Source organism: Rhodoblastus acidophilus (assembly GCF_009720655.1).
Taxonomy (GTDB): Bacteria; Pseudomonadota; Alphaproteobacteria; order Rhizobiales; family Beijerinckiaceae; genus Rhodoblastus; species Rhodoblastus acidophilus_A.
Map to the genome: position 1 here is coordinate 49,459 of NZ_WNKS01000019.1, position 26,695 is coordinate 76,153.

The 26,695-nt window shown below is 64.6% G+C and carries 29 protein-coding genes and 1 tRNA gene; 24 read left to right on the top strand and 6 right to left on the bottom strand.

Features of this window, described 5'->3' with window-relative positions; all coding sequences use genetic code 11:
* Window positions 1-154: 154 nt before the first annotated feature.
* The 5 genes from GJ654_RS16740 (at window position 155) to GJ654_RS16760 (ending at window position 4,868) form a co-directional block, all read left to right on the top strand.
* Window positions 155-700: a hypothetical protein gene (locus GJ654_RS16740; protein ID WP_155447323.1), complete on the top strand. Its 546-nt coding sequence runs from the start codon at window positions 155-157 to the stop codon at window positions 698-700.
* A gap of 174 nt (window positions 701-874) precedes the next feature.
* Window positions 875-1,375 (top strand): transcriptional regulator LdtR, encoded by a 501-nt coding sequence (gene ldtR / locus GJ654_RS16745; protein WP_425540401.1) that lies wholly within the window; start codon window positions 875-877, stop codon window positions 1,373-1,375.
* A 301-nt stretch (window positions 1,376-1,676) separates the two neighbouring features.
* Entirely contained in the window at window positions 1,677-2,921 is a 1,245-nt protein-coding gene (locus tag GJ654_RS16750; protein ID WP_155447325.1) for a L,D-transpeptidase family protein, read from the top strand.
* A 250-nt stretch (window positions 2,922-3,171) separates the two neighbouring features.
* Complete coding sequence (locus tag GJ654_RS16755; protein WP_155447326.1) at window positions 3,172-4,536, top strand: TrpB-like pyridoxal phosphate-dependent enzyme; 1,365 nt, start codon at window positions 3,172-3,174, stop codon at window positions 4,534-4,536.
* A gap of 89 nt (window positions 4,537-4,625) precedes the next feature.
* Window positions 4,626-4,868 carry a hypothetical protein gene (locus GJ654_RS16760; protein ID WP_155447327.1) on the top strand — a complete coding sequence of 81 codons (243 nt, stop codon included), beginning with the start codon at window positions 4,626-4,628 and terminating at the stop codon, window positions 4,866-4,868.
* Window positions 4,869-4,871: 3 nt separating this feature from the next.
* On the opposite strand, the gene GJ654_RS16765 is transcribed toward GJ654_RS16760, so the two are convergent.
* Window positions 4,872-5,402, bottom strand: coding sequence for a protease inhibitor I42 family protein (locus GJ654_RS16765; protein WP_155447328.1), 531 nt, complete (start codon window positions 5,400-5,402; stop codon window positions 4,872-4,874).
* Between GJ654_RS16765 and glyA the strand changes: the two genes are divergently transcribed.
* Window positions 5,401-6,678, top strand: a complete 1,278-nt coding sequence (glyA, locus tag GJ654_RS16770; protein WP_155447329.1) for a serine hydroxymethyltransferase — start codon at window positions 5,401-5,403, stop codon at window positions 6,676-6,678. The two genes, GJ654_RS16765 and glyA, sit on opposite strands and share 2 nt — an antisense overlap.
* A 79-nt stretch (window positions 6,679-6,757) precedes the next feature.
* Here glyA and GJ654_RS16775 read toward each other — a convergent pair whose 3' ends face one another.
* Window positions 6,758-7,984 carry a multiheme c-type cytochrome gene (locus GJ654_RS16775; protein WP_155447330.1) on the bottom strand — a complete coding sequence of 409 codons (1,227 nt, stop codon included), beginning with the start codon at window positions 7,982-7,984 and terminating at the stop codon, window positions 6,758-6,760.
* Between the two features lie 414 nt (window positions 7,985-8,398).
* Between GJ654_RS16775 and GJ654_RS16785 the strand changes: the two genes are divergently transcribed.
* On the top strand, window positions 8,399-9,661 hold the full coding sequence (locus tag GJ654_RS16785; RefSeq protein ID WP_196305597.1) for an FkbM family methyltransferase: 1,263 nt from the start codon (window positions 8,399-8,401) through the stop codon (window positions 9,659-9,661).
* A gap of 1 nt (window position 9,662) precedes the next feature.
* On the opposite strand, the gene GJ654_RS16790 is transcribed toward GJ654_RS16785, so the two are convergent.
* Complete coding sequence (locus GJ654_RS16790; protein WP_155447332.1) at window positions 9,663-10,475, bottom strand: NAD-dependent protein deacetylase; 813 nt, start codon at window positions 10,473-10,475, stop codon at window positions 9,663-9,665.
* Window positions 10,476-10,585: 110 nt separating this feature from the next.
* On the opposite strand from GJ654_RS16790, the gene nrdR reads away from it, so the two are divergent.
* From nrdR to GJ654_RS16805, 3 genes are read left to right on the top strand one after another with little or no spacing between them, the layout of a single operon-like run.
* Window positions 10,586-11,059, top strand: coding sequence for a transcriptional regulator NrdR (gene nrdR / locus GJ654_RS16795; protein WP_155447333.1), 474 nt, complete (start codon window positions 10,586-10,588; stop codon window positions 11,057-11,059).
* Window positions 11,056-12,159, top strand: a complete 1,104-nt coding sequence (ribD, locus tag GJ654_RS16800; RefSeq protein WP_155447334.1) for a bifunctional diaminohydroxyphosphoribosylaminopyrimidine deaminase/5-amino-6-(5-phosphoribosylamino)uracil reductase RibD — start codon at window positions 11,056-11,058, stop codon at window positions 12,157-12,159. The genes nrdR and ribD overlap by 4 nt, the downstream gene beginning before the upstream one ends.
* Entirely contained in the window at window positions 12,160-12,768 is a 609-nt protein-coding gene (locus tag GJ654_RS16805; protein WP_155447335.1) for a riboflavin synthase, read from the top strand.
* 49 nt (window positions 12,769-12,817) lie between these two features.
* Here the strand turns inward: GJ654_RS16805 and GJ654_RS16810 are convergent, their stop codons facing one another.
* Window positions 12,818-13,483 carry a DUF2239 family protein gene (locus GJ654_RS16810; protein ID WP_155447336.1) on the bottom strand — a complete coding sequence of 222 codons (666 nt, stop codon included), beginning with the start codon at window positions 13,481-13,483 and terminating at the stop codon, window positions 12,818-12,820.
* 131 nt (window positions 13,484-13,614) lie between these two features.
* Here GJ654_RS16810 and GJ654_RS16815 point away from each other — a divergent pair, with 131 nt between their 5' ends.
* The gene (locus tag GJ654_RS16815; RefSeq protein WP_155447337.1) at window positions 13,615-13,950 is read left to right on the top strand and encodes a GIY-YIG nuclease family protein; all 336 of its coding nucleotides are present in this window, start codon (window positions 13,615-13,617) and stop codon (window positions 13,948-13,950) included.
* A gap of 49 nt (window positions 13,951-13,999) precedes the next feature.
* Here GJ654_RS16815 and GJ654_RS16820 read toward each other — a convergent pair whose 3' ends face one another.
* Entirely contained in the window at window positions 14,000-14,677 is a 678-nt protein-coding gene (locus tag GJ654_RS16820; RefSeq protein ID WP_155447338.1) for a YidB family protein, read from the bottom strand.
* A gap of 155 nt (window positions 14,678-14,832) precedes the next feature.
* On the opposite strand from GJ654_RS16820, the gene GJ654_RS16825 reads away from it, so the two are divergent.
* The 6 genes from GJ654_RS16825 (at window position 14,833) to GJ654_RS16850 (ending at window position 21,240) form a co-directional block, all read left to right on the top strand.
* Complete coding sequence (locus tag GJ654_RS16825) at window positions 14,833-15,090, top strand: GlsB/YeaQ/YmgE family stress response membrane protein (protein ID WP_155447339.1); 258 nt, start codon at window positions 14,833-14,835, stop codon at window positions 15,088-15,090.
* Window positions 15,091-15,246: 156 nt separating this feature from the next.
* The gene (gene ribH, locus GJ654_RS16830) at window positions 15,247-15,729 is read left to right on the top strand and encodes a 6,7-dimethyl-8-ribityllumazine synthase (RefSeq protein ID WP_155447340.1); all 483 of its coding nucleotides are present in this window, start codon (window positions 15,247-15,249) and stop codon (window positions 15,727-15,729) included.
* A gap of 2 nt (window positions 15,730-15,731) precedes the next feature.
* Window positions 15,732-16,187, top strand: a complete 456-nt coding sequence (gene nusB / locus GJ654_RS16835) for a transcription antitermination factor NusB (protein ID WP_155447341.1) — start codon at window positions 15,732-15,734, stop codon at window positions 16,185-16,187.
* Between the two features lie 142 nt (window positions 16,188-16,329).
* Entirely contained in the window at window positions 16,330-17,319 is a 990-nt protein-coding gene (gene thiL / locus GJ654_RS16840) for a thiamine-phosphate kinase (RefSeq protein WP_246664794.1), read from the top strand.
* A gap of 274 nt (window positions 17,320-17,593) precedes the next feature.
* On the top strand, window positions 17,594-19,729 hold the full coding sequence (locus GJ654_RS16845; protein WP_155447342.1) for a sodium-translocating pyrophosphatase: 2,136 nt from the start codon (window positions 17,594-17,596) through the stop codon (window positions 19,727-19,729).
* A gap of 65 nt (window positions 19,730-19,794) precedes the next feature.
* Window positions 19,795-21,240 carry a class I SAM-dependent methyltransferase gene (locus GJ654_RS16850; RefSeq protein ID WP_155447343.1) on the top strand — a complete coding sequence of 482 codons (1,446 nt, stop codon included), beginning with the start codon at window positions 19,795-19,797 and terminating at the stop codon, window positions 21,238-21,240.
* 36 nt (window positions 21,241-21,276) lie between these two features.
* Here GJ654_RS16850 and GJ654_RS16855 read toward each other — a convergent pair whose 3' ends face one another.
* Complete coding sequence (locus tag GJ654_RS16855) at window positions 21,277-21,759, bottom strand: outer membrane protein assembly factor BamE (RefSeq protein ID WP_155447344.1); 483 nt, start codon at window positions 21,757-21,759, stop codon at window positions 21,277-21,279.
* Window positions 21,760-21,874: 115 nt separating this feature from the next.
* Between GJ654_RS16855 and GJ654_RS16860 the strand changes: the two genes are divergently transcribed.
* The 7 genes from GJ654_RS16860 (at window position 21,875) to GJ654_RS16890 (ending at window position 26,664) form a co-directional block, all read left to right on the top strand.
* Entirely contained in the window at window positions 21,875-22,396 is a 522-nt protein-coding gene (locus tag GJ654_RS16860; RefSeq protein WP_155447345.1) for a ubiquinol-cytochrome C chaperone family protein, read from the top strand.
* A gap of 91 nt (window positions 22,397-22,487) precedes the next feature.
* On the top strand, window positions 22,488-23,042 hold the full coding sequence (locus GJ654_RS16865) for a YceD family protein (RefSeq protein ID WP_155447346.1): 555 nt from the start codon (window positions 22,488-22,490) through the stop codon (window positions 23,040-23,042).
* A gap of 150 nt (window positions 23,043-23,192) precedes the next feature.
* Window positions 23,193-24,278 carry a phosphate acyltransferase PlsX gene (plsX, locus tag GJ654_RS16870; RefSeq protein ID WP_155447347.1) on the top strand — a complete coding sequence of 362 codons (1,086 nt, stop codon included), beginning with the start codon at window positions 23,193-23,195 and terminating at the stop codon, window positions 24,276-24,278.
* 1 nt (window position 24,279) lies between these two features.
* Window positions 24,280-25,278 carry a beta-ketoacyl-ACP synthase III gene (locus tag GJ654_RS16875; protein WP_264586284.1) on the top strand — a complete coding sequence of 333 codons (999 nt, stop codon included), beginning with the start codon at window positions 24,280-24,282 and terminating at the stop codon, window positions 25,276-25,278.
* A gap of 220 nt (window positions 25,279-25,498) precedes the next feature.
* Entirely contained in the window at window positions 25,499-25,858 is a 360-nt protein-coding gene (locus tag GJ654_RS16880; RefSeq protein ID WP_155447348.1) for an integration host factor subunit alpha, read from the top strand.
* A 155-nt stretch (window positions 25,859-26,013) separates the two neighbouring features.
* Window positions 26,014-26,526: a MerR family transcriptional regulator gene (locus GJ654_RS16885; RefSeq protein WP_155447349.1), complete on the top strand. Its 513-nt coding sequence runs from the start codon at window positions 26,014-26,016 to the stop codon at window positions 26,524-26,526.
* Window positions 26,527-26,586: 60 nt separating this feature from the next.
* Window positions 26,587-26,664 (top strand) — tRNA-Pro (locus tag GJ654_RS16890).
* Window positions 26,665-26,695: the final 31 nt, after the last annotated feature.

Below are 26,695 nucleotides of genomic sequence, written 5' to 3' on the forward strand. Positions count from 1 at the left end.
GGTTCCTCTTGAGGGGCCTTGGCCTTCGCTTAGCACATTCCCGGCGGCGCCTCGAAAAATTTTGCGGCCCGGCCGCAAATCGATTAACGATGCTTTCATTGGTCCCCAGCCGCAGAGCGCGGCGCGTAAAAGAACGCTGGGCCGGAAAGCTTGAATGAAGACTTACGCGCCCAATACTTCGACGGAAGCCGACTATGCCGCCGCCATCCAGGTCGGCGCCAAGCGCGACGCGGACGCCGAACAGGCGCGCTGGACCTTTATGCTGACGCTGTTCTTCCGCATGGTGGCGCTGCTCTGGATCGCCGAGGGCCTGGACCAGTGGCGGCGCATCCTCAGCCCCTCCGAGGACTTTCTCGGCGCCACCGCCGCGGTGATGGCCGCCGTCATCTTTTTCGCCGTGATGGACCTCGTCGCCGCCGTCGGCCTGTGGATGGTCGCGCCCTGGGGCGGCGTGGTCTGGCTGCTCACCCTGATCGCGCAAATTTTTGTGTCCGCGATGAAGCCCGGATTCTTCACCGGCGGCGGCTTGCTGATGAAGGGCGTCGATGTCGCGCTGCTGACTCTCTATCTGTTCCTCTCCTGGCGGGTGAACCGGGCCAATGGCGAAACAGGCCCGCTCGACCGTCTGGTTGACGGCGCGCTGGCGCGAGTCAAGGGCAAAGGAAAACCGCCCCCGTCCGATAACGAATACTCAAGGTAAACGGACTCTGGATTCAACAAGGATTCACTTCAATTTACGCAAGGCGCGTTCATTTTCGATTCAGACTGTTGTTTAAACTCGTTTTCATCCCCGCCTCGCTATGTTGCATCCATCAAGGGGCGCCGAAGACAAGGCGCGCGACGAAACCGAGGGGCCGAAACCATGAAGAACGCTATGAAGACGGAAATCTCCGCCGTCCGCGCCGAGCGCGGCGCCGAAGTCCGCCCGGTCTATCTGGAGGCGCTGACCCTGATCGAGCGTCTGCATCGCCGCCTGCTCGACGTCATCAAGGACGAATTCGACCGCCGCGGCCGTTCCGACATCAACGCCGTCCAGGCGCTGCTGCTGCACAATATCGGCGATTCCGAGCTGACCGCCGGCGAATTGCGCACGCGCGGCTATTATCTCGGCTCCAACGTCTCCTACAACGTCAAGAAGCTGGTCGAAATGGGCTACCTGCACCACGCCCGCTCGCGCGTCGACCGCCGCTCCGTGCGCATCAGCCTGACCAAGGAAGGCAAGGACATTCGCGACATCGTCGCCGGCCTCTATGAAAAGCATGTCGTCACGGTCGAGCAGATCGGCGGCGTCTCGGTGGACGAATTCCGCACGGTCAACAATGCGCTCATTCGTCTGGAGCGTTTCTGGACCGACCAGATCAAGTATCGCCTGTGATTTGCACCAGGCGCGATTCCAATTCGGGTTCCGTCACGAAAATTCCTGACTGCGCCGGGCTTCTCAGCCCGGCTTTTTCATGTCCTTGAGCCCGGCCTTTTTTGGCGCTTTCCCCCGCGTCGCCTTAAAATCGCCGCGCTATTTGCGCTCTGTTAACGGCAATCGAAGACTGTTTTCGCAAATTCAGCAGCGGCGGCCAACCGCATCGTGGAAGGACGCCCGCCAAGGAGTTCAGAATTTGTTCGCGATTCCAAACCTTTCCGCATGCTTTGGGAGCAGCCTGGGCCGTGCGGGATTGCTCATGTCCGTCATTCTCGCCGGGCCGGCCGCCGCAATGGACTCCGGCCAGGCCGAATGGGCGCAGACCTACGATTCGGTCGCGCGTCTGAGCGTCACGCGCTCCACCACCCCGCTTCTGTCGCCGCGCACGCTGGCGGCCACCGAGCAGGCCATCGAGGATTATCGCCGCATTGTCGGCGCTGGCGGTTGGGGCCGGGTTCCCGGCGGCGCCGGCAGCCTGAAGCTGGGCGCGACCGGTCCGGCGGTCGCGGCGCTGCGCAAGCGCCTGATCGTCACCGGCGATCTCGACCCGTCGGCCACCACGTCGGGCGTTTACGATTCCTATGTCGAGGCGGCGGTGCGCCGCTTCCAGGCGCGGCACGGGCTGATCGAAACCGGCGTGGTCAACCAGGCGACGCTCGACGCCATGAACGTCCCGGCGGATTACCGCCTCAAGCAGCTCGAAACCAATATCGTTCGCCTGCGCAGTTTCTCCGCCAATCTCGGCGAGCGTTTCGTCACCGCCAACATTCCCGCGGCCCTGGTCGAAACGGTCGAGAACGACACGGTGGCGACGCGCCACATCGCCGGCGTGGGCAAGATCGACCGCCAGTCGCCGGTCATGCAGACCCGCGCCCTCGACGTGGACTTCAACCCCTACTGGACGGTGCCCGCCTCGATCATCCGCAAGGATCTGATCCCGAAGATGCAGCAGGATCCCAACTACCTGCGCGACAACCACATCCACATCTTCGACAAGAACAACCAGGAAATCCAGCCGGAACAGATCAATTGGCATTCGCTGGAGGCGACCAACTACCGCTTCCGCGAGGATCCGAGCACGGAAAACTCGCTCGGCGTGGTGCGCATCAACATCAACAATCCCTACGGCGTCTATATGCATGACACCCCGGCCAAGGGCGTGTTCGGCGACGATTTCCGCTTCGTCTCCTCCGGTTGCATGCGCTTGCAGAACGTCCGCGACTACGTCGCGTGGCTTTTGAAGAACCAGCCGGGTTGGGACCGCGACCGCATCGACGCCACCATCGCCTCCGGCGAACGGCTGGACGTGAAGATCGAGCCGCCGGTCAATGTCTACTGGGTCTACATCACCGCCTGGGGCACGCCGGAAGGGGTGGTCCAGTTCCGCGAGGACATTTATCAGCGCGACGGCTTCTCTCCGACGGCGGCGCGCGCCGCGCCGGCGCCGTCGCCGGCCGTCAGGGCGCAGGCCGAACGTTATGACACTGCGCCCGACGACCAATAAGCGACCATTTTTCACATGAGGCGGCTCCGGACCGGCGCGGTCCGGAGCCGTTTTGCGTTTGGCGTCACATTCTCGCGGAGAAGCGGGATGGATTTTGCCCTTTTCTTATGCAACGCACCCTGCGGGCTACAAATTAATCACCAAAATCAAGCTGTCAGCGGCATCATGCCGCCTTCATGCCTGACATAGGTCAAGGACGCGTCCAACGGCTTGTTCTTGACTGCGCGCCGAGGAAACCAAGGGGTTCGTCATGTCCGCGCAAGTCAAATACACGCTCGAAGAAAGCCAGATTCCGAAGTTCTGGTACAATATCGCCGCCGATCTGCCGACCCCGCCGGCGGTGCTGCATCCCGGCACCAAACAGCCGGTTGGCCCCGCGGACCTCGAACCCCTGTTCCCCATGGAGTTGATCCTCCAGGAGGTTTCGACCGAACGCGAAATCGAAATTCCCGAGCCCGTCCGCGACATTCTTCGCCTGTGGCGGCCCTCGCCGCTGATCCGCGCCCGCCGGCTCGAACAAAAGCTGGGTACGCCGGCCAAAATCTATTTCAAATACGAGGGCGTTTCGCCCGCGGGCTCGCACAAGCCGAATTCCGCCGTGCCGCAGGCCTGGTTCAACAAGCAGGCGGGCATTAAAAAGCTGACGACTGAGACCGGCGCGGGGCAGTGGGGCTCCTCCCTCGCTTTCGCCGGTTCGCTGTTCGATATCGACGTGACCGTCTATCAGGTGCGCTGCTCCTACGACCAAAAGCCGTATCGTCGCGCGCTGATGGAAACCTATGGCGCGAAATGCATCTCCTCGCCCTCGATGGAAACCGAATCGGGCCGCGCCGCGCTCAAGGAAAATCCCGACACGCCCGGCTCGCTCGGCATCGCCATTTCCGAAGCCGTGGAGGTCGCGGCCAAGAATCCTGACGTCAAATACGCCCTCGGTTCCGTGCTGAACCACGTCCTGCTGCATCAGACCATCATCGGTCAGGAGGCGATCAAGCAGTTTGAAATGGCCGGAGACGATCCGGACGTGGTGATCGCCTGCGCCGGCGGCGGCTCGAACTTCGCCGGTTTGGCCTTCCCCTTCCTCGGCCTGCAACTGCGCGGCGGCCGCAAGCGGCGCATCATCGCTGTGGAGCCGGCGGCCTGCCCCTCGCTCACGCGCGGCAAATACGCCTATGACTTCGGCGACACCGCGCATCTGACGCCGCTGGTGAAGATGCACACGCTTGGCTCCACCTTCATTCCCCCGGGATTCCACGCGGGCGGCCTGCGCTACCACGGCATGGCGGCGCAGGTGTCGCAGGCCTATGAACTCGGCCTGATCGAGGCGCGGGCTTGCGAACAGATCGCCTGCTTTGAAGCCGGCGTGCAGTTCGCCCGCGCGGAAGGCATTGTTCCCGCGCCGGAATCCACCCACGCGGTGCGCTGCGCCATCGACGAGGCGCTGCGCTGCAAGGCGGAAGGCAAGGCGGAGACGATTCTCTTCAACTTGTCGGGCCACGGCCATTTCGACATGGGCGCCTACATCAACTACTTCGCCGGCAATCTCGTGGACGTCCATTACGACGAGGGCGACCTCGCCATGGCGCTCGCCGGACTGCCGTCGGTGGCCGCGCAATAAGTTCGAAAGCCGTTGATGGACCGGGGCCGGCGCTTGAATTTTTCGGGCGCCGGTCCTTATCATTTGCAGTCTATCAGGGGAGGCCGCCAATGAAGAAAATCATGGTCGCGACGACAGTCTTGTTGTTCGCAATGGGAAGCGCCCTGGCGCAGGAGGCGTGTGAAGCCCAGGCCGTCGGCAAGGACGGCAAGCTGCTCGCGGGCGCCGCCAAAACCTCATTCATGAAGAAGTGCAAGACCGACGCCTGCGAGGAAAAGGCGGTGGGCAGCGACGGCAGGAAACTGTCCGGCGCCGCGAAAAACAGTTTCATGAAAAAGTGTCAGGCGGGCTGAGTTTCAAGGCCGAACGTCGAAGCGCACCAGGAATTCCTTCACGGGCGCCGGCTCCCAGCCGCGCGCCAGGCGCAGGCTGAGCACGGCCGCGCCTTCGGCCTCGGCGCGGTAGCGGAACAGCGCCGCGCCGGGCGCGCCGGGCATGGCGACCGGATAATCGGACCCTTTGGCAAGCGTCTTGAGCGCCGGCGCGCCGTTCGACTGCTCCGTCCAGACGAAGCCGGTCGAGGCGGTCTCGCCGAGCCGCAGCTCCACCTCGTCGCCGACGCGCAACGCAAAACTTTTGCCGGCGTCGGCCTCGGTCAGCCGCAAGGGCTCCGCGCGCCCCGGCGCGATGAAGGCAAGCGTGAGCGTGAGGGCTGCGAGGGTTTGGACGATAGCGGCGGGCATGGCGGACCCCGTGTTGAACAGCGCCGCCTCAGAAAGCATGGCGGCGCCGACAAGTCCAACGCCTTTGCGCCCGCGCCCGCCGCGTGCTATGGGGCCGCAATCCCCCGGCATTGCCCGCGCCTGCCGCCCGAAAGGAGCCTTCATGAGCCATTCCAACAGCTTTTTCAGCGCCCCGCTGGCCGAATCCGATCCCGAAATTTTCAAGGCCGTCGAACTTGAGCTCAACCGCCAGCGCAAGGAAATCGAGCTGATCGCCTCGGAAAACATTGTTTCGCGCGCGGTGCTGGAAGCGCAAGGCTCGGTGCTCACCAACAAATATGCGGAAGGCTATCCGGGCAAGCGCTATTACGGCGGCTGCCAGTTCGTCGATATCGCCGAAAACCTCGCCATCGCGCGCGTGACACAACTGTTCGGCTGCCGCTTCGCCAATGTGCAGCCCAATTCCGGCTCGCAGGCCAACCAGTCGGTGTTTCTGGCGCTGCTGCAGCCCGGCGACGTCTTCATGGGCCTCGATCTCGCGGCGGGCGGCCATTTGACGCACGGTTCGCCCGTCAACATGTCCGGGCGCTGGTTCAAGCCGGTCTCCTATGGGGTGAGCCGCGAAACCGGCCGCATCGACATGGCTGAAGTGGAAAAGCTCGCCAAGGAGCACAAGCCCAAGCTGATCATCGCCGGCGGCTCGGCTTATGCCCGCTTCTGGGACTTCGAAAAATTCCGCGAGATCGCCGACAGCGTCGGCGCCTATCTGTTCGTGGACATGGCGCATTTCGCCGGTCTGGTTGCGGGCGGCGCGCATCCCTCGCCGTTCCCGCACGCCCATGTCGTCACCTCCACCACGCACAAAACCCTGCGCGGTCCGCGCGGCGGCTTGGTGCTGACCGATGACGAGGAGATCGCAAAGAAGATCAATTCGGCGATTTTCCCCGGCCTGCAAGGCGGTCCGCTGATGCATGTGATCGCCGGCAAGGCCGTGGCCTTCGGCGAGGCGCTGCGCCCCGAATTCAAGGCCTATGCGCATCAGGTGGTCGAAAACGCCGCCGCGCTGGCGGACGTCCTGCTCAAGGGCGGGTTCGACCTCGTCACCGGCGGCACCGACAATCATCTGATGCTGGTCGACCTGCGTCCGAAAAAACTGACCGGCAAGGCGGCGGAAATCGCGCTCGGCCGCGCCGAAATCACCTGCAACAAAAACGGCGTGCCCTTCGATCCGGAAAAGCCCTGGATCACCTCCGGCATTCGCCTGGGCGCCCCCGCCGCGACCTCGCGCGGTTTCGGCGTCCAAGAATTCCGCCAGGTCGGCGCGCTGATCGTCGAAGTGCTGGATGGCCTGGCGGCGAACGGCGAGGCCGGCAACGCGGCGGTCGAGGCCGGCGTGAAGGCCAAGGTCGAGGCGCTGACGAACCGCTTCCCGATCTACTGAGCGCGCCCATCCAAGGCGCCCCCTCGTCCGGTCGAGGACGAGGGGAGGTGGCGCGCCGGCCGAGGACCATTCTCGGTCGTCATCGCGAATGCGCGATTGGGGCGACGAGAGGCATGCGCTCGCGAAAAATCTCGGTCGAAATCGGCAGGCGGACATCAAGTTTTTCGCTGTGCGATGGACTCATCAGCCAATAGCGAACGACCGCCTCAACTTCCCCCTCGGCGCCTGCGGGAGCGATCAGGGAATAGGTTTGCGGCGCATTGGGGCGCAGGCGAGTGTCCCAGAGGTCCAGGAGAAACGGCCGTCCGAGCACCCTGCGTTCGAGCTTGGAGGTTTGCGATTGCAGGACCCGGCCCACGGCGTCCATGCGTTGCAGCGTGACCGTGAGGGCGCGATCCACGGGCCCGGTGGGCACATGGTGGTTGGCGCCGGTGTTGGCGATTTCCAGGCTGTAGCGCGTCGCGCCGGAGGGTTCTGTCGATCTGGTGAAATTGATGGTCAGCGCGGCGCGCACCGTCGCGGGATCGTGTCCGCCCTTCCACAGGTGGCGGCGCGCCAGTCGGACCGGGCCGCCCGACGCCAGAGGCCGGTCGACGGACGGCATATGGCATTCGACGCAGCGCAGGGCTGCCGGATTGGCGATCGGACTGACGTTCAAATAGCCGTCCTCGGACGGTTGTTGCGCCGCCGGATTTTGGCGCGCGGGCTCGATTTCGCCGATCGTGCCGCAAGGCGGCTGGCGCAAAAAGCTGACCCGGCTGGTGTTGGCCGCCAGATGGCAGCGGACGCAGGTTTCATTGGGGTTGGTCCAGGCGGCCGTCTTGTGCGGCGCCGCCCCGTTCGCCCAGGGACCGTAGACCTTGCCGTCGCGAACGTGGCAGGCGGCGCATGTGACCCCTTGTTGTCGCAAGTTCGCGTCGAAGGCCGGATTGGGCGCCAGCTCCGGGCTCCAGCGGTCGCCCCCCCGAAACCCGACCACGAGACTCTCCTGCTGTCGATCGAGCGGCGTGTGGCAGTTGCGGCAGATCGGGCTGTATCCTTGGTGGCGCCAATCGGCCTGGAAGGCGGCGTCGTCCCAGACATGGGCGTGCATGGTCTGCGACCATTCCTGGGCGCTGTCCTTGTGGCAGCCGCCGCAGGCTTCGGCCGAAAGGTCGAATTGCAGTGGGGACGCGCCGAGGGTGACGATCGGCGCGGCGAACCAGTCGGAGACGTCGATATAGTTCGGCGGGTCGACGATCCGTCCGCCGACATAGGCGGCCAGAGCGGCAAGGAGCGCTCCAGCGATGGCGGCGCGCCGTTTCATGGCGACGGTCTCCCCTGCCGGCGCTCGACTCTCGAGCTCCTTTTACGTTTCATAGAAACATGAAAAAGCTCTAGAGTCTTGTTTTGACGCATTTTCTTCACGTGAACGGGCATCCACTTCGCTTGAAAATGCTCGAAAAACGGCGGCGCAATCCATGGTGAAAAAATCTGCCTCGTTCAATAGCATAAGCGAGTCAAAGCCAAACCCGTCCGTTCAATTCATCATGAATCCTGCGCGTGGCGTCATAGTCTAGCGGCCGAAATCGATCTCCCCGGTCCAAATGCCGCTGCGTCCAGCGCAAGAATGCGGCTGGGCTTCCCTTAAGCGATCCCAAGTCTTGGCGCGATTCCGCTTTACTCATGGTGAGACCTGTTCGATCATTGTGGAATGAATTGAAAAGTGATGGCGCGCATCATGAATTTGAATGTCTTGAACACTCTTTCGAATCTTGCGCTGGGTAAGCCGGCGACCCAGAGTTCGGTTTCCCGTTGGTCAACCGCTCCCACCCCGGAGGGAGACGCCAGCGTTGCGACAAATGGCGACACGTCGTCGGCGCAGTTTTTCCACACGGATTTCGAGACCGCGCCCTGGTGGCAAGTGGATCTCGAAGACGATTTTGTCATTTCGAGGCTGCGGCTGTTCAATCGTCGCGACATCGCCGACAGATTGCGCAAATTCAGTATTCTGGTCTCCCGCACCGCCGCGCCCGATTCCTGGTTGACGGTCTTCACCAAGACTGATGATGCGGTTTTCGGCGCGTTCAACGATTGTCCTTATGTCGTCGAGTTCGATACGCCCCCGCTGGCGCGCTATGTGCGCGTCCGCAAGGACGACGACGGTTGTCTGCACTTTCGCGAATGCGAGATTCTCGGCTACGCGCCGGACGACGAACAGCGGGCGGCTTTGATTTCCAGGACCGAGCAGGAGCTGCTCCGACTGAAGCAAGAGCGGGAGGAGCGGCTGCGGCTGTTCGCCGACGGTCGCAGCGGCGTCATTGTCGAGATCGATTCCTTGTCCGTTTTCGTCGATACGCAGCGTTATTCCCCAGCCATGATCAATACGCTCCGCAGCGGCCGCTACGAGGGCGGAGAACGCCACATCGTCAAGAATCTCCTGCGCGCGGGCGATCGGGTTCTCGAAATTGGGACGGCGATCGGGGCCGTCAGCATGACCGCAGCCAGGATTGTCGGGCCCGGCGCCGTCATGACCTTCGACGCCAATCCCGACATGGTTCAGGACGCGCGCCGCAATTTCGCCGCCAACAACAAGGCCGAAATCAGCGCCAACCTCGGCGTCATGCGCAATCGCGCTCTGTGGGTGGACGGCGAAACGGACATCGACTTCTTCGTGGCCCAGGATTTCTGGGCTTCGCGTCTGTTCGCGGCGCCGTCGAGCCCCGACATCGTCCGCGTCGTCAAGGTTCCGCTTGTGCGTTTCGAGGACAAAATCGCGGACCATCGCGCCAATGTGCTGATCTGCGACATCGAGGGGGGCGAGGCGGATTTGCTGGAGAAGGCCGATCTCGAGTCCATCCGCATGATTCTCATGGAAGTCCATTATACCGCGGGACGCGCGCGCATCGACGCGATGATGCGGTCCTTGATCGGCCAGGGTTTTAACGTGAACTTCGACTTCACGGGCCACCACGTTGTCGTTCTCGAGCGCGCGCAGGCGTAAGTCAGCCCGTCTCCGCCAGGAAGGACAAGGCCGCGCCGCACTCCGCCTCGACCTTCAGCATGAAGAGAAGATCGGCGCGGGTGCGGCCCAAATTGATCGCCGCGCACGGTTTTCGGAGACGCGCCGCCTCGTCCACGAAGCGGTAGCCGGAATAAACCATCAGCGACGAGCCGACCACCAGCGTCGCATCGGCGGAGCGGACGGCGGCATAGGCGGCCTCCAGCCGCTCGCGCGGGACGCTTTCGCCAAAAAACACCACATCCGGCTTTTGCACGCCGCCGCAGGCTGGGCAGGGCGGTACGACGAAGCGGGAGAAATCGGCGCTGAGATCGGCGTCGCCGTCGGCGGCGCGCGCCGCCTTCAGCCCAGCGAAATCCGGGTTGAGCCGCGCCAGCTCCGCTTGAAATTTTCCGCGCGACTCCTTGGCGCCGCAGCCCATGCAGCGCACCGCGTCGATCCGACCATGCAAGTCGAGCACGTTTGAACTGCCCGCCGCCTGATGCAACCCGTCGACATTCTGCGTCACCAGCAAGGCAATCTTTCCGCGCGCCTCCAGCGCCGCCAGCGCGCGGTGCGAAAAGTTCGGCGCGGCGCCCGAAATCTTTGGCCAGCCGATCATGCTGCGCGCCCAATAGCGTTGGCGCACCGCCGTCGACCCCATGAAGGCGGCGAAATTCACCGGCGGGTCGCGTTTCCAGGCGCCGGAGCCGTCGCGATAGTCGGGAATGCCCGACCCCGTGCTGCATCCCGCGCCGGTCAGGACGAACAGGCGTTGGTGCGCGTCAAAAAAATCCCGCAGCCCTGGATTGATCATGCGCACACTCTACATGTTGTGGGCGTTCTTGTCCTGTACTCGCAAAAATGCACAATGGCGCCGCACGCGGATCGCGTAACCGATTCGCAGCGAGTTTGTTCGGAGGTGAAATGCGCTGTCCCTTTTGCGGCGGCTTGGACACGCAGGTGAAGGATTCGCGCCCGACCGACGATTCCGGCGCCATCCGCCGCCGCCGGGTCTGCCCGGACTGCGCCGGCCGTTTCACCACTTTTGAACGCGTGCAGCTGCGCGAACTCACGGTCGTGAAAAAATCCGGCCGCCGCGCGCCGTTCGACCGCGAGAAGCTGGCGCGTTCGGTGCAGATCGCCCTTCGAAAACGTCCCGTGGAGTCCGAGCGCGTCGATCGCATGATCAATGGCCTGGTGCGGCAGCTGGAAAGTTCCGGCGAAGCCGAGGTCCCCTCCGACACGATCGGCGAATTGGTGATGCAGGGCCTGAAAAACCTCGACGAAGTCGCCTATGTGCGCTTCGCCTCGGTCTATCGCAATTTTCGCGAGGCGCGCGATTTCGGGCCTTTGCTCGATGAGTTCGCCGACGAAAGCAAGAAGGCGGAGCAGGGATGAGCGTTTCGCCTGACGATCTTCGGTTTATGCGCGCGGCCTTGGCGCTTGGCGCGCGCGAGCTGGGCGCGACCGCTGAAAATCCCGCCGTGGGCGCGCTGGTGGTCAAGGACGGTGTCCTCCTCGGGCGCGGCTGGACGCAGGCCGGCGGCCGGCCGCATGCCGAGCCGATGGCTTTGGCGCAGGCAGGCGAAGCCGCGCGCGGCGCCACGCTCTATGTCACGCTGGAGCCCTGCGCCCATCAGGGCAAGACCCCGCCCTGCGCCGAGGCCGTGATCGCCGCGGGCGTCACGCGCGTCGTCGGCGGCCTCACCGATCCCGATCCGCGCACGGCGGGGCAGGGGTTTTCGGCCCTGCGCGCCGCCGGGATCGAGGTTGAGGCCGACGTGCTGGCGCGGGAATGCCGCCGCGCCCATCGTGGCCACATCCTGCGCGTCAGCGAAAGCCGCCCGATGGTGACGCTGAAGATCGCGCACACGCCCGACGGCTTCGCCGCCGGCGCCGAGCACGACCGCCGCCTCGCCATCACCGGCCTCGCCGCCAATCTGCGCACCCATGTTTTACGCGCACAACATGATGCGATCATGGTCGGCGTCGGCACAGTTTTGGGCGACGATCCCTTGATGACCGTGCGCCTGCCCGGCGTGAACCGCCAGCCGCTGCGCATCGTCCTCGACGCCCGCTGCGACCTGCCGCCGCGCTCGCGCTTCGCGGCGACCGCCGCAGAGGTTCCCACCCTGGTGTTGTGCGGGGCCGAGGCCGATCCGGAGCGTCGCGGCGCTCTGGAAAAGCTCGGGATCGAGACTGTTGAACGTCCGCTTCTCGACGGCCGCGTCGACCTGCGCGCCGCCCTTGAATGTCTGGCGGCGCGCGGCCTGACCCGCGTGTTTTCCGAAGGCGGCCCGCGCGTCGGCTCCAAACTGATCACGCAAGGGCTGGCCGACGAGGTCCTGCTGTTGACCGGAGAGCGGCCGCTGGGCCGGCGCGGCGTCGAGTCGCTCGCGGAAACGGCGCGGCAAAAGCTCGCCGATCCCGCCTGTTACCAACTGGTGGCCCAGGGCTTGCTGGGGGCCGACAGCTACACCCATTACGAGAGAGTCTGAATGTTCACGGGCCTGATCACCGACGTCGGAACACTTTTGAGCGTTGAGGAGCGCGGCGGGCTGAAACGCCTGCGGCTGGCGTCGCATTATCCGGCGGAAAGCCTGGTGCTCGGCGCGTCCGTCGCCCATAACGGCGTGTGCATGACCCTGGTCGGCTTCGGGCCGCAGGCGGACGGCTCTTGGCACGAGGTCGACGCCGCCGCCGAAACGCTCGCCGTGACCACGGCGGGCGAATGGAAGGCGGGCGACAGGATCAATCTGGAGCGGGCGCTGCGCATCGGCGACGAACTGGGCGGCCACATGGTCTCGGGTCACGTCGATGGCGTGGCGACCATTGTCTCGCGAAAAGATTTTGACGGCATGGCGCATTTCGAGATCGACGCGCCGAAGGCTTTGTCCAAGTTTATCGCGGAAAAGGGCTCCGTCGCGCTGGATGGGACGTCGCTGACGGTGAACAAGGTCTCGGGAACGACCTTCACCATCCTGCTGATCCCGCACACGCTGGAAAAGACCAATTTTGGGACGCGCAAGGCGGGCGACCGCATCAACCTCGAGGTGGACACAATGGCTCGCTACGCCGCGCGGCTGAGCGAGGCGGCGGCGGAATAAGCTTTTCGAGCTCGCGCGCGTTCACCGAACGCGCGCTGGTTTTTTGCTTTTACGCATTGTCTTCACGCGAACCGGCATCCACTTCGCTTGAAAATGCTCCAGGCGACGGGGGCGCATCCCCCGCGCTGAAAGCCAGAGCCAGGATGTGCGCGCGAATGTCCCGAGGCCAATCGGCGATGTCTTGCGACAATTTCGCCAGATCCTCGGCAAAGAGCGCGCGCGTCGCCTCCTCGTAGCCGGGCCGATCCCCCGCCATCGCCAGCATGAAGCGGTAGGCGGCCTCCTGGGCGGCGCGTTTGTGTTGGCGCGCTTCGCCGTTGCGCCGCGCTTCATCCACCAGGCGCCGCAGGATCGCGGAGGCGCCCCCCGGTTGCGCCGACAACCATTCCCATTGCCGCGGCAGCAGCGTCACTTCGCGCGCGACGACTCCCAGTTTCGGCCGCCCCCGGCCTTTCGTCGAACCATCCTTGTCCTCTGAGGCGGCCGCCTCGGCGCCAGCCTGCGGCGGAGACAAGCGCCCGATGACCTCGGCCTGCGAGCCGCGCAGGTCCAGATCGATCACCCGCCCCGTCGCGTCGTCGAAGACGAGGATCGTCTGCGCTGCGTCCTGTTCGCAGGCCGCCTTGACGGCGAGGGCGACCTCGCCCAGCGGGCCGGTAAGCAGCAGTCTTTCGCCGGCGAAGGCCGTGCTCGGATTGGACAGGGGTTTTGACATGTCTCGGCGGCTCAGGTTGAGGCTGAATATTATCCGGGTAAAACTATTGCGTCAATATTACCCGTATAATAATAAGAGCGCCGGGGACGACGATGCGGCGTGCGGCCGCATCGCAATGGAAAGGTGTCGCGATGAAGGGTGAGGCGCGCAAGGCCGCGACGGCGGCTTACAAGGAGCGGAAGGTCGCGAGCGGGGTCTATGCTGTGCGCTGCATGGCGTCCGGCGAGGTCTGGCTCGGGCAATGGGTTGATCTCGCGACCATCCAGAACCGGCTCTGGTTCGCGCTGCGCCGCGACTCCCATCCGAAACGGGAGTTGCTCGAGTCCTGGCGCAGCCATGGCGAAGAGCAGTTCAGCTTCGAGGTCTTGGAGACGCTCGACGACGAACCGTCGCCCTATATCCGCGCCGCGAAGCTGAAGGAGCGCGCGGCGCATTGGCGTGAGACGCTGAAGGCGAAACCGATTTGAGGCGGCGCGCATGCCCGGGCTTGGGCCGGGCATGCGACGGACCCGGGCGTCACCCGTGCGGCATGCGGCCGCCGGGGGTCAGCTTGTCGACCAGCGTCGGCAGCGCCTGCGCCAGCAGTTGCGACATCTGCTGGGGGCTGATGCCCGCCTGCGCCGCGATCTCGGCGATCTTGCCCTGGCCGAGCACGCTGTTGATCTGGTCGGGCGAAATCGGCTGGTTTTGGCCCGCGCCGACCCAGCTGTTCACCTGCTGTTCGTGGCCGGCGCCGCGGAACTGGTTGAGCAGCGCGTCAAGACCGGCTGTAACGGCCGTGCCGGCGCCTGCGCCGGCGACAATGCCGCCGAGCGGGCTGTTGGACAGGCTGTTGATGATGCCGCCGACAATGCCGCCGCTGCCCATGAAGCCGCCACCGCCCTGCTGCTGCGGCGCGCCCGGGTGTTGCGGGGCGCCGGGATATTGCTGCGGCGCGCCGGGGTATTGCGGAGCGCCCGCCTGCTGGGGTTGTCCGCCGCCCAGCGCATTGTTGATCGCCGAGCTGATATTGTCGAGAAAGCCGCCGCCGCCGCCTTGTGCGGGAGGAAGCGCCGGGTTCGCCGGTTCCACCGGCTCCTCTTTCTTGCCGCCGAACAAGTGGCCGAGCAGCAGGGCGCCGGCCGCGATCATCAACGGCTTGACGTAATTGTTGTCCGGCACCGCTTCGTTGACGGCGTCTTCGAGATTGCTCATCGCTTCCTCCGAGAAGGTCAGCCGCCAAGGCGACGGCGCATCTTATTTTGCCCTGCCGTTGGCGCCGTGCAAGTGACGAAATCCGCTTTTATGAATTGTTAATCTCTATATCATTGCGTCATCCCGCGATGTCGCGGGGCTAGGGAGGCGCACCCATGGGCTTATTAAGCTGGATCATCCTCGGCGCGATCGCCGGTTTCGTCGGCAGCAAGCTTGTTCACGGCTCGGGACAGGGGCTTTTGCTGAATGTCGCCTTGGGCATCGTCGGCGCATTGGTCGGCGGCTATCTTGCGACACTGTTGGGCATGGGCGGCGTCTCCGGCTTCAATCTCTGGTCGGTGATCGTCTCCATAGCCGGCGCGGTGATCGTGCTTGTCGTCTATCGCAAGTTCAGTGGCACAAGCCGACTTTAAAGTCTTGGCGTTCTAAACGGTTGCGCGCGAGCGCGGCCCGCTCTATTCACTCGGACCCGAACGCGAGCCCGTTGAACGCAACAGGCTCGTCTCCCCGGTTCGCGCTCATGCGCGTCCAAAATCGGGGAGTCACTTATACAAGAGCAGGAAGGTCCGATGGCGGAGCCGAGCCGCGCCCCGGAAACGGCGAAACCCGTTGACGGCGCGCATTTTTTGATCATTGAAGCCCGTTTCTACGACGCCATCGGCGAACTGCTCCTGGAGGGCGCGACCAAGGCGGTTGAAGCGGCGGGCGGGCGCGCGTCCGTGTTCCGGGCGCCCGGCGCGCTGGAAATCCCGGCCGCCGCCGCCATGCTGCTCGACGCCGCCGAAAAGTCGGGCGCGCCCTACGCGGGCGTGATCACGCTCGGCTGCGTCATTCGCGGCGAGACCTATCATTTCGAAATCGTCGCCGGCGAAAGCGCCCGCGCGCTGATGGACCTGTCCGTGGCGCGAAAAATTCCGCTCGGCAACGGCATTTTGACCACGGAAAACGAGGCGCAGGCTTTTGAGCGCGCGGACCCGGCGAAACTGGACAAGGGCGGCGACGCCGCGCGCGCGGCGCTCGCCATGTACCGGTTGAAACGGGAGGCGCGCTGAACATGGCCGCAGAAAATCGCTCCGCCGCTCGCCTCGCCGCCTGCCAGGCGCTCTATCAGATGGAGGTGGCCGGCAAGGGGTTGAAGGAGATTCTGTCCGAGTTCGAGGTCTACTGGATCGGCGCCGAAGTCGAGGGCGACCAGTACAAGCCGGCCGAAATCGCGTTCTTCCGCTCGATCGTCTCCGGCGTGCTCGAAAACCAGGTGGCCATCGACCGCGCGGTTGACAAGGTTCTTGCCGATGGCTGGCCGCTGCGCCGCATCGAGGCGCTGATGCGCGCCATTTTGCGCGCGGGCGCCTTCGAGTTGATGAAGCGCGGCGACGTGCCCGCGCGCGTGGCGATCAAGGAATATGTCGATGTCGCCGGCGCCTTCTTCGAGCGCGAGGAGTCCGGCATGATCAACGCCGTGCTTGACGCTCTCGCGCGAAAGGCGCGGGCCGACGAGTTTTCGGCATAGAAGACGGACGTCATGCCCGGGCTTGTCCCGGGCATCCACGCCGCCCCGCGAGAGCTCATTCGGGAACAGTTCGCGTCGCGTCGCCGCGTGGATGGCCGGGACACGCCCGGCCATGACGACATGGAGTCGCAGGGCTCACGCCATGCGCTCGCAATTGTATGGCCAGCTCATGAACGAGTCCGACCTCATCGCCCGCTATTTCGCCCCGCTCGCCGGGCCGGGCGGGCTTGGCCTGACCGATGACGCCGCCTGCCTGACCCCGCCGCCCGGCTGCGACCTCGTTCTCACCGCCGACGCCCTGGTCGCGGGAACCCATTTTTTCAGCGACGACCCGCCGGACGCCATCGCCGCCAAGGCTTTGGGCGTGAACCTCTCCGACCTCGCCGCCAAGGGCGCGGACCCGCTTGGTTACCTGCTGGCGCTGGCCCTGCCGCCCGGTTGGACAGAAACGTTTCTGGACGATTTTTCGCGCGGCTTGGGCGAGGCGGCCAAGGCCGGCGGCCTTGCCCTGCTGGGCGGCGACACGGTCAAGACCTCGGGGCCGCTGACCCTGTCCATCACCGCGCTGGGCGCGGTTCCCTGCGGAAAAATGATCCGCCGTTCGGGCGCGCGAAAAGGCGATCTCCTCTATGTCTCGGGAACCATCGGCGACGCCGCGCTCGGCCTCGCCCTGCGCCGCGCCGAACTGGAGGGCGCGCCGCTTCCGCCCTGGGCGGCTCCGTTGATCGACCGCTATCTGCGGCCTCGTCCGCGCCTCTCGCTCATCCCCGCGCTGCGGGCCTGCGCGCGCGCCGCCATGGATGTCTCCGACGGTCTGATCGGCGACTTGCGCGCGATGATGCGGGCGAGCGGCGCTTTCGCGCAAGTCGATCTGGCCAGAATCCCGTTGTCGCCTTCGGCGCAGGCGGCGCTCGCCGCCGATCCGTCCCTGCTCGACGTAATCCTGACCGGTGGCGACGATTACGAGATCATCTGCGCCGTGCCGCCCGCGTTTTCGAAGGAATTCGAGTCGCTGGCGGGGGCCGCGCAGCTTGCGGTCACCCGCATCGGCGAGGTCGCCGATCGGGAAAACTTTGTCGGCCCCGATGGCGCCCCGCAAAGTTTCGAACGCGACCGTTTCAGCCATGTTTGAGGGGCGAGGCCGCTGCGTCCAATCGCCGCATTTTCCCGGAAATCGGCGCCAAAACTTCGCCGCGGCGGGCGTTTCAAGGCTTTGGCGCAAAAAGTTTGATCTCGGTCAACAAAGCCCAACTTTATGCCAATGATCCCGCTCCAAAGCCCGGATTGCTCCCCCCGCGCCTTTGTGGAACATTCGGCGCCGAACCGTAAGCACTAATCGGAATCCGATCCGCGAGGACCGGAGCGATCCGGCTTTTTCATAAGCGGTCGAGCGAGGGGTAGGGAGTATGACAATCTGGCTGGTTATAGCGTGTGGCCTGATGTCGTTGGTCTACGGGGCCATCACCATCAAGAGCCTGTTGGCGGCCAACGCCGGCAACGCGCGCATGCAGGAAATTTCCGGCGCCGTGGCTGAAGGCGCGCAGGCTTATCTCAAGCGTCAATACATCACCATTGGCATCGTCGGCGTCGTCATCTTCATCGCCCTGTTCTACCTGCTCGGCGTCAAGACGGCCATCGGCTTCCTGATCGGCGCCGTCCTGTCCGGCGCGGCCGGCTTCATCGGCATGAACGTGTCGGTTCGCGCCAATGTGCGCACGGCGCAGGCCGCGACGGTGTCGCTGGCGGGCGGCCTCGACATCGCTTTCAAGGCGGGCGCGATCACCGGCATGCTCGTGGCGGGCCTGGCCCTGCTCGGCGTCGCCGGCTATTTCCACGTCCTGACCTCCCAGTTCGGTCTGGGCTTCAGCGATCGTGAAACCATCGATTCGCTGGTCGCCCTCGGCTTCGGCGCCTCGCTGATCTCGATCTTCGCCCGTCTCGGCGGCGGCATCTTCACCAAGGGCGCGGACGTCGGCGCCGACCTCGTCGGCAAGGTCGAGGCCGGCATCCCCGAGGATGACCCACGCAACCCCGCCACCATCGCGGACAACGTCGGCGACAACGTCGGCGACTGCGCGGGCATGGCGGCCGACCTGTTCGAGACCTATGCGGTGACGGTCGTCGCCACCATGGTGCTCGGCGCGATCTTCTTCGCCGGCAAGGCGACCCTTGAAGCCTCGATGCTCTATCCGCTGGCGATTTGCGGCGCCTGCATCGTCACCTCGATCGCGGGAACCTATTTCGTCAAGCTCGGTTCCGACAACTCGATCATGGGCGCGCTCTACAAGGGCCTGATCGCCACCGGCGTGCTGTCCGTGGTCGGCCTGGGTCTGGCGACGCAGCTCACCACCGGCTGGGGTTCGATCGGCCAGGTCGCCGGCCAGGACATCACCGGCGTCAACCTGTTTCTGTGCGGCCTGATCGGCCTCGCGGTGACCGGCGCGATCGTCTACATCACCGAATATTATACCGGCACGGGCAAGCGTCCGGTGGTGTCCATTGCGCAAGCTTCGGTCACCGGCCACGGCACCAACGTCATCCAGGGCCTCGCGGTTTCGCTGGAATCGACGGCGCTGCCGGCTCTGGTCATCGTGTTCGGCATCATCACCACCTTCCAGCTCGCCGGCCTGTTCGGCACGGCGATCGCGGTCACCACCATGCTCGGCCTCGCCGGCATGATCGTGGCGCTCGACGCCTTCGGTCCGGTGACGGACAACGCCGGCGGCATCGCGGAAATGGCGGGATTGCCGAAGGAAGTGCGCCAAAGCACCGACGCGCTGGACGCGGTCGGCAACACCACCAAGGCCGTGACCAAGGGCTACGCCATCGGTTCGGCGGGACTGGGCGCTCTCGTCCTGTTCGCCGCCTACACCAACGACCTCAACTCGTTCATCGACCAGGGCCTGCCCTATTTCAAGGGCATGAGCCATGTCTCCTTCGATCTGTCCAACCCCTATGTGGTGGCGGGCCTGATCTTCGGCGGCCTGATTCCCTACCTGTTCGGCGGCATCGCCATGACGGCCGTCGGCCGCGCGGCGGGTTCCGTGGTCGAGGAAGTGCGCCGGCAGTTCAAGGAAAAGCCCGGCATCATGGATGGCACGGAGCGTCCCGACTACGGTCGCGCCGTGGACATGCTGACCAAGGCGGCGATCAAGGAAATGATCATCCCGTCGCTGCTCCCGGTCCTGTCGCCGCTGGTGGTGTACTTCGGCGTGCTCGCGATCTCCGGCTCCAAGGCTTCCGCCTTCGCCGCGCTCGGCGCCTCGCTGCTCGGCGTGATCGTCAACGGCCTGTTCGTCGCCATCTCGATGACCTCGGGCGGCGGCGCCTGGGACAACGCGAAAAAATCGTTTGAAGACGGTTTTGTCGACAAGGACGGCGTGCGTCACCTCAAGGGTTCGGAAGCCCACAAGGCTTCGGTGACCGGCGACACCGTCGGCGACCCCTACAAGGACACCGCCGGCCCGGCGGTGAACCCCGCGATCAAGATCACCAACATCGTGGCCTTGCTGCTGCTGGCGATTTTGGCGCACGGCGCCTGATCGGAAATGATCTGAAAATGAAGAAGGCCGGGCGAAAAACCCGGCCTTTTTTGTTGCGAGGTTTTGTGAGGCCGCGAAAACGCCGAGATATCGCCGAGTTCGGCGACTTCCAGACCCCCGATGAGCTCGCGCGCGAGGTGGTCGCCCTTTTTCGCGCGCGCGTCCCAAAACCGGCGACGATCATCGAGCCGAGTTGCGGCAAGGGCGCCTTTCTCGCCGCCGCGCACGAAGCTTTCCCTGACGCCCGCCTCTTTGGCCTCGACATCAACGCGTCCTATCTCGACGTCGCGAGACTTCGCCTGCCGTCGCGATGCAAGCTGACCCTCGTCCACGACAGTTTTTTCCACTTCGACTGGATGCGCTGGGTCCAGGACGCCGCCGGGCCCTTGCTCGTGCTCGGCAATCCACCCTGGGTCACCAATTCCGAGCTGGGCGGCCTGCGCAGCGACAATCTGCCGGCAAAAACCAACGTCGAGAGCTTGAAGGGTTTTGAGGCGGTCACCGGAAAGGCCAATTTCGACATTTCCGAATGGATGCTGATGAAGAGCCTCGAGTGGCTCGGCGTGAAGGGCGGGGCATTGGCTGTGCTCTGCAAGGCCGCCGTCGCGCGCAAAATCTTGAGTTCCGTCTGGAAGCGTTCGCTGCCGATCTCCGCCGCCGCGCTTTTTCGAATCGACGCCGCCGTGCATTTTTCCGCCGCCGTGGAGGCGTGCCTGTTCCTTGTCGAAGTCAACGGAACCGCTTCGTCGCAAAGCTGTTCGATTTACCCGAGCTTGCAGGCCCAGGCGCCGTGCGGTCGGTTCGGCTGGGCGGAGGACGCGCTCGTGTCCGACATGGAGGCTTACGAGCGCCACAAGCACGTGAGAGGGACCAACAAGACCTACGTCTGGCGGTCCGGGCTCAAGCACGATTGCGCCAAGGTCATGGAACTGGAGCGCTCAACAGGGTTTTGGAATGGCTATGGCGAGAAGGTCGATGTCGAAGACACCTACCTTTATCCGCTGGTCAAAAGCGCGGACATTGCCGGGGTGCGGCGGCGCGACCGCGAAAAATGGGTGATTGTGACGCAATGCGCGATTGGCGAAGACACCGGACCGATTGCGCGCCTGGCGCCGAAAACCTGGGCCTATCTGAACCGGCATCGCGCGGCCTTCGAGCGCCGCACAAGCATCATCTACAGGAACAAGCCGGATTTCTCCATGTTCGGCGTCGGCGCGTACAGTTTTGCGCCCTGGAAGGTTGCGATCAGTGGCCTCTACAAGAAACTGGCGTTCAGGCTCTACGGCCCCGTCGAGGGCAAACCGGTCATGTTCGACGACACCGTCTATGTCTTGCCGTTCGACAATCGCGCGCAGGCGCAGGCCGTCCTGGACCTGCTGGACAGCGACATCGCACACAATTTTCTGGAATCCATGGTGTTCTGGGACGAGAAGCGCCCCATCACCGTCGAACTGCTGAAACGCCTCGACATTGCGCGGCTGGCGCAACGGCTTGGCCGCTCCGACCCCTAAAAATCCGGCGCGGCCGCAGCCGCGCCAGCCCGCACATTAGAACATCTTGTATTGCAGTCCCGAGATCTGCTTGAGCATGCCCTGGATCAGGCGGTTTTCGCCGCCGCCGGCGACCGTCTGGCGCGAGGTCATGTCAATGACGCGGCCGTCTTCCATCCCATAATTGGCGATTCGGGTCAGGCGCTTGTTCTTGTCGAAATAGACGGCGTAAACGCGCTGGTTCGTGACCTTGGCCGGCATGGCCGGGATCGGCTGTTCGACCCGCTGGCTGATGTAGTACCAGGCGTCGCCGCCGACCGTCGACGTCGTCGTCGGCGTGCCAAGCACGGCGAGGACCTGTTCGGCGGGCGCGCCGATCTTGACTTGCGATAGGGTTTGGTCGTCAAACACATAGCCGCGAGTAATCGTGCCCTGGTCCAGTGTGGAGCAGCCGGACAGAACGCTCAGCGCCAACAGGGCGGGACCAAACCCCTTCAGGGCGCGGCTCCGTCCAAGAAATGCATTGGCGATCGACTTCATTCCTGAATCTCCGGAAAAACCGCGAAAGGCTCTTGCGCTCAAGCCTTCACACGCCTAACCCCCACACGGGGCAAAAGCAAGGCTGCGGCGCGCGCCTTTTTGAAGGGAAGCTCTAATGATCTTTGGACTGTTTCGCAAGAAACCCTTCAGGGATGAGGCGACGGCGCTGGCTCGCGCCATCACCGCGCAATCGCGGTTGCCAGCCTTTTTTCTGCCGCCCTATGGCGCGCCGGACACATTCGAGGGCCGGTTCGAGGTGACCGTGCTCAACGCCGGCCTCCTGCTGCGGCGGCTGTCGCTTGCGGAAGCGCCCGGCCCGGAGCTCGCGCAGGCGACCTCCGACGCGGTTTTTTCCCTGTTCGACGACGCGTTGAGGGAAAAAGGCATATCCGACACCGGCGTGCCCAAGCGGATGAAAAAACTCGCCGGCGCCTTTTCCGGACGCGGCGCCGCTTATATTCAGGCGGCGGGGCAGGAGGGGGATGATGCGCTGGCCGAGGCGCTGGCGCGCAACGTTCTGGCGGGGCAGGGAGAGGGAACGGCGTTCGCCGACTATTTCCGCCGCGCCGAATCCGCGCTCGCCGCCGTCCCGCTCGAAACATTCCTGCGCGGCGAGGCGCCGTTTCCCGCGCCATGAGTTGACATAACGGCGTCTTGGGTTGTCGCGCATAGTCCTGTCCAAACACCGCGCACAGTAAGAAGTATGCGCAAGCGATATTGGAGCCGTCATGGAAGATCATGCGCCGCCGTTTTCCCGCACCGTCGCCGTCGAGAGCGTCGGCGAGGCCGGGTCGAACGTGCGTTTCTCGGCGACGCCGGCGGAATGCGAAAGACTCGCCCAGCTCGACGAACTCGTCGCCCTGCGCGACCTGACGGTCGAGGCGCAATTGACCCGCCGGGGCCGCGAGGGCCTTTTCGCCCGCGGGCGGGTCACGGCGGTGGTCACGCAGACCTGCGTGGTCACGCTGGACCTGTTCGAGACGCAGGTCGACGAACCCTTCGAGATCGCCTTCGCGCCGGAAGCCGAGGCCAAGGCCGCTTATGAGCGCGCCATGGCGGAACTGGAAGCCGCGACCGACAAGGCGCGCCTGCTGGCCGAGCAGCCGGACCCGCCGGATCCGATCATCGACGGCAGGATCGACCTGGGCGCGCTGGCCTGCGAATTTCTCGCCCTCGGCCTCGATCCCTATCCCCGCAAACCGGGCGCCGCATTCGAAGGCCACGCCGAGGAGGACGAACCCGCGTCCCCCTTCGCCGCGCTGTCGAAAATGAAGAAGGACTGACGCGGCGCCGCCCCTGCGGCATCTTGGAGCGTGTTGGGGCTTGCCAAGAGCGCCGCAAAAGCTATTGTCGCGCGCTTCCAAAGGCCAAGCGTGGCGTCAGGTCATGGGCCAGGGCCGAGGGCCGGTTGAAAAGGTTGGGATTCTTTAGCGATGGTTGAGCCTGTTCGGATCGCGCTCGACGCCATGGGCGGCGATTTCGGCCCTTCGGTAGTGATTCCCGGCGCGGCGCAGTTCCTCGACCGCAAGCCGGATTCCGTCTTCATTATCTATGGCGACAGCGAGAAGATCGCCGAGCACCTGAACGCATTTCCCAAACTGCGCGCGGCGAGCAAGGTGATTCATTCGAGCGTCTCCGTGGGCATGGCCGACAAGCCGAGCCAGGCGCTGCGCGCGGGGCGCCGGGTCTCCTCCATGTGGATGGCGATCGAGGCGGTGAAGACGGGCGCCGCCCATTGCGCCGTCTCGGCCGGCAACACCGGCGCGCTGATGGCGATGTCAAAAGTGTGCCTGCGCACCATGGCGCCGATCGAGCGTCCGGCGCTCGCGGCGATCTGGCCGACCCTGCGCGGCCGCTCCATTGTTCTGGATGTCGGCGCCACCATTGGCGCGGACGCCCAGCATTACGTCGATCTCTCCATGATGGGCGCGGCCATGGCGCGCTCTCTGTTTGATATCGAACGGCCCACCGTCGGCCTGCTCAACGTCGGCGTCGAGGAGGTCAAGGGCATCGAGGAGGTCAAGACCGCCTCGCGCCTGTTGCAGCAGATCGATTCGCCGCTGTTCAGCTACCACGGTTTCGTCGAGGGCGACGACATCGGCCGGGGAACCTCGGACGTGGTGGTCACCGAAGGGTTTACCGGCAATATCGCCCTGAAGACGGCGGAAGGCACGGCCCGGCAGATCACGGCCTATCTGCGCGAGAGCCTGACCCGTTCGCTGATCAACAAGATCGGCGCGTTCATCGCGCGCGGCGCCTTTCGCGAACTGAAGATGCGGCTCACCCCGCGCGAGACCAGCGGCGCCGTCCTGCTCGGCCTCGACGGCGTGGTGATCAAGGGCCATGGCGGCATCGACGCCAACGGGTTTTCGGGCGCGATCGAGATCGGCCACGGCATGGTGCGCCGGGCCCTGCTGGAAAAGATTCGAGACATGATGGCCCTGGCGGAAGAGCAGGTGGACGGTCAAACCGTCGCGGCCGCGGCCCCGTCGGAGCGCCCGCTAGAAACAGGACAATAAAGTGAGCGGAGATTTACGCCTGCGCGCGGTGGTCAAGGGTGTGGGTTCAGCGCTGCCGAAGCGCTGCGTGACCAACAAGGAGCTGGAATCCACCGTCGACACCAGCGACGAATGGATCGTCCAACGCACCGGCATCAAGCAGCGCTATATCGCGGCGGATGACGAAACCACCTCCACGCTCGGCATCGCCGCCGCCCGGGTCGCGCTCGAACGCGCCGGCCTGACGCCCGACGACATCGACCTCGTCGTCTGCGCCACCTCGACGCCGGACTACACCTTTCCCTCCACCGCGACCATGATCCAGGCGGGTCTGGGAATCACGCGCGGCGTCGCCTTCGATCTCCAGGCGGTCTGCGCCGGCTTCGTCTTCGCCGTGTCCACCGCCGAAAAATTCCTGCTGTCCGGTTCGCACAAGCGGGCGCTGGTGATTGGCGCCGAAACCTTTTCGCGCATCCTCGACTGGGAGGACCGCACCACCTGCGTGCTGTTCGGCGACGGCGCCGGCGCGATTGTGCTGGAGGCGCAGGAGCAACCCGATCAGGGGCAAGGAGACAACCTGCCGCGCGGAATTCTTGCGTCCTGCCTGCGCTCCGACGGCAAGCACCGGGCCAAGCTCTATGTGGACGGAGGCCCCTCCACCACGAAGACGGTCGGCTTCCTGCGCATGGAAGGCAAGGAGGTGTTCAAGTTCGCGGTCGGGCAGGTTACGGATGTGATGGCCGAGACCTTTGCGGCCTGCGGAATCACCGCCCAGGATCTCGACTGGTTCGTGCCGCATCAGGCCAACCGGCGCATCATCGACGCCTCCGCCCAAAAATTCGGCATCCCCCCCGAAAAGGTGGTGACGACCGTGCAGGATCACGGCAACACCTCCGCTGCGTCCATCCCGCTCGCCCTGGCCGTCGCTTGCGACGACGGCCGAATCAAGCCCGGCGATCTCGTGATGATCGAGGCGATTGGCGGCGGCTTTACTTGGGGCGCCGCAATCATACGCTGGTAGAGCCCAATTTCTGGGCGCAAGAGCGTTGATAAACCGGCATATTACGGTTTTTGCGGATACGCGGTCGCCTTGACAACCCGCGCGGCCGGCCTAGACTCGTGGCCAAGTCGCAGCCGATAAAAATTTGTTTCTTCCACAGGTTGCGAAAGTCTGGCGCGCTCGGCCCTTGCCGGTATCGAGCCAAGTTAAATAATCGTCATTTGTTTTATGGGGTGAGGCGATGTCCTCAAATGCTCTATCAGTTGATTCGCGTCCCGCCGCGTCTTCTACGGAAACGCTTGCGGACAAACACACCATCACGCGCTCGGACCTCGCGGAGGCTTTGTTTCGCCGCATCGGCCTTTCGCGCATGGAATCGGCGCAGCTTGTCGAAATGGTCATCTCGGAGATCAGCGACGCCATCGCCCGGGGCGAGAACGTCAAGCTGTCGAGTTTCGGCACCTTCCTGCAACGCGACAAGCGCGAACGGGTCGGCCGCAACCCGAAGACGGGGGTGGAGGCGCGCATCACACCACGCCGCGTGCTGGTGTTCCGCGCCTCGCACATCATGCGCGCGCGGATGAACGGTGACGCGGACTGAGTCCCGTTCCCTCCAAGCCGGCGACGCTCGCCGCCGGTTGATTCTGGTGGACACGCTCCTCGACAGGTAGAAGATTCCCCTCGCAACTGGGAAGGGCTGCGGCCGAATGGTGGCGCGCTTTCCAAAGACCTTTCGCGCGTTCGGGGGAGAACCAGATGGACAAGACCACCGAGGCCTTTCGAACCATTGGCGAAGTGGCCGAGGAACTTGATCTGCCCCAGCATGTCCTGCGGTTTTGGGAGACCAAGTTCACGCAGATTCGCCCGGTCAAGCGGGCGGGAGGGCGGCGCTACTACCGGCCGGACGACATTGCGCTCGTGGCGGCGATTCGCGTGCTGCTTTACAGCGAGGGCTATACGATCAAGGGGGTGCAGCGCATCCTGAAGGAGCAGGGGGTGCGCGCGGTCATCGCGGCCTCGGCCGCGCCGCGCGGGGCGACGTCCCTCGCGGCGGCATGGGCGCTGCCGGCCCCGCCTCTCATCGAGCCGGCGCGCACAGGGATCGATACGCCAGCGCCTGCTGCGCGTGGCCCAGCGCTGATCGCGCGTTTGTCAGCGCCTGAACCTGGGGCGACCGCGAGCGGGACCACGAGCCTGTCGATGCAAGACCGCCATCGGCTGGAGGCGATCCTTGCGGAACTAACGGAATGCACGCGTCTTCTGGCGTGACGGTTTTTTTCCATCCTTGCGTTGCCAGCGGCGTTTAGCTTCTCTATAAGGCGACGCAGTCGGAGTGTAGCGCAGTCCGGTTAGCGCACTAGTCTGGGGGACTAGGGGTCGTGGGTTCGAATCCCGCCACTCCGACCATTTAAAGCCTGATATTCAAAGGCTTTTTCGC